This window comes from Rhizobium sp. UFLA01-1127 (assembly GCF_059803845.1).
Map to the genome: position 1 here is coordinate 1 of NZ_JAUQTZ010000279.1, position 1,952 is coordinate 1,952.

General features: G+C 61.1%; 3 protein-coding genes. All 3 read left to right on the forward strand.

Annotated features, from left to right (window positions below; translation table 11 throughout):
- Positions 1-730, forward strand: a 730-nt coding sequence (gene ftsY / locus Q4Q11_RS31650; RefSeq protein WP_498571960.1) for a signal recognition particle-docking protein FtsY, incomplete at its 5' end; no start/stop codon positions are given.
- Complete coding sequence (locus tag Q4Q11_RS31655; protein WP_113214872.1) at positions 727-1,446, forward strand: septation protein A; 720 nt, start codon at positions 727-729, stop codon at positions 1,444-1,446. The genes ftsY and Q4Q11_RS31655, both read left to right, overlap by 4 nt.
- Positions 1,443-1,952, forward strand: a 510-nt coding sequence (locus Q4Q11_RS31660) for a DUF2585 domain-containing protein (RefSeq protein WP_498571961.1), incomplete at its 3' end; no start/stop codon positions are given. The genes Q4Q11_RS31655 and Q4Q11_RS31660, both read left to right, overlap by 4 nt.

The following is a 1,952-nucleotide window of genomic DNA, read 5'->3' on the forward strand; positions in this document are numbered from 1 at the left end:
CGGCAAGGATGTGACCAGCGAGGACGTTGGCCGCATCATGGCGCAGGAAATCGCCAAGGTACTGAAGCCGGTCGCAAAGCCTCTTCAGCTCGATCTCAGCCACAAGCCGCATGTCATTCTCGTGGTCGGCGTCAACGGCACCGGAAAGACGACGACGATCGGCAAGCTCGCGGCGAAGCTCTCCGGCGCCGGATTGAAGGTCATGGTCGCCGCAGGCGATACGTTCCGTGCCGCCGCCATCGAGCAGTTGAAGATCTGGGCAGAGCGCACCAAGTCGGAGTTCATCGGGACGAAGCTCGGCGCGGACGCTGCCGGCCTTGCCTTCGATGCTTTCCAGCAGGCCAAGGCGAACAAGAGCGACGTTTTGATCATCGATACGGCCGGCCGCCTGCAGAACAAGGCGGAGCTGATGGCCGAGCTTGAGAAGATCGTGCGCGTGCTCGGCAAGCTCGATCCGGATGCGCCGCATACCGTGCTGCAGACACTCGATGCCACCACGGGCCAGAATGCCTTGAACCAGGTGGAAATCTTCCGCAACGTCGCAGGCGTCAACGGGCTGATTATGACGAAGCTTGACGGCACGGCGCGCGGCGGCATTCTCGTCGCCATCTCGGCCAAGCACAAGCTGCCGGTCTATTTCATCGGCGTCGGCGAAGGTGTAGACGATCTGGAGCCGTTCGAGGCCGAGGATTTCGCCAACGCGATCGCAGGCACCGGAAACGGCCAATGAACGACAAAAACGAGTACGACGACAGGGAAAGTGCCGCAATGACGACCAGTGACCGCGATCTCGCCCCCAGCGCCGCCGACAAGCATCATCCCCTATTGAAGCTGGTGCTGGAACTCGGGCCTTTGCTGGTATTCTTCTTCGGCAATCTGCGCGGTGACTGGCTGGTGCAGCATTTTCCGCAGCTGGCAGCGCTCGGCGGCCCCCTCTTCGTGGCCACCGGCCTGTTCATGGCCGCAACGGTGATCTCGCTCGTCGTCTCGAAGGTCATGCTCGGCCATCTGCCGCTGATGCCCTTCGTCTCCGGCATCGTGGTCGTGATCTTCGGCGCGCTCGGCATCTATCTGCAGAACGAAACCTTCATCAAGATGAAGCCGACCATCGTCAACGCGCTGTTCGGCGTCGCGCTGCTTGGCGGCCTCGCCTTCGGCAAGTCGCTGCTCGGCTATGTCTTCAACGCCGCTTTCCAGCTGGATGCCGAGGGCTGGCGTAAGCTGACGCTGCGCTGGGGCATTTTCTTCTTCGTTCTTGCCGTCCTCAACGAAATCGTCTGGCGCGGCTCGAACTGGCTTTACCTTCCCGACGCCAAGGCGGCGGATGATCTCTGGGTCAACTTCAAGGTCTGGGGAACGATGCCGATCACCATCCTCTTCACCCTGTCGCAGATGCCGTTGATCATGAAGCATACGGTCGAACAGCCTGCGGAAAATGGGAAATGACCGAAGCAGCCGATAGCCGAAGCCGCCGCCAGCAACAGAGCTTCTGGTTCGTCGCCTGCGCGCTCGTCCTGCTCGTGCAGATCGTGGCGGAGCATCTGATGGGCCGCGTGGCGATCTGCACCTGTGGCTACGTCAAACTGTTCGAGCCGGTGGTGAAATCCAGCGGCAATTCGCAGCATATCGCGGATTGGTATACACCGTCGCACATCATCCACGGCTTCCTTTTCTTCGGGCTCACGCATCTCATCATGCGCGGCAAGCCGCTGTCGATGCGCCTCTTCGTTGCCATGCTGATCGAATCCGGCTGGGAGATCCTGGAGAATTCCCCGATCATCATCAACCGCTACCGCGCGACAACGATCTCGCTCGACTATGTCGGCGACAGCATCCTCAATTCGGCGATGGACGCGGTGTTCATGGTCGTCGGCTTCCTGCTCGCCTGGCGTGCGCCGGTGCTGGTGACGGTCGCCATCGCCATCTTCTTCGAGCTGCTCACGGGCTATCTG

Bases quoted from the DNA above. Each gene is read 5' to 3' on its own strand.
- Q4Q11_RS31655 (WP_113214872.1), top strand. From the start codon at position 727: ATGAACGACAAAAACGAGTACGACGACAGGGAAAGTGCCGCAATGACG.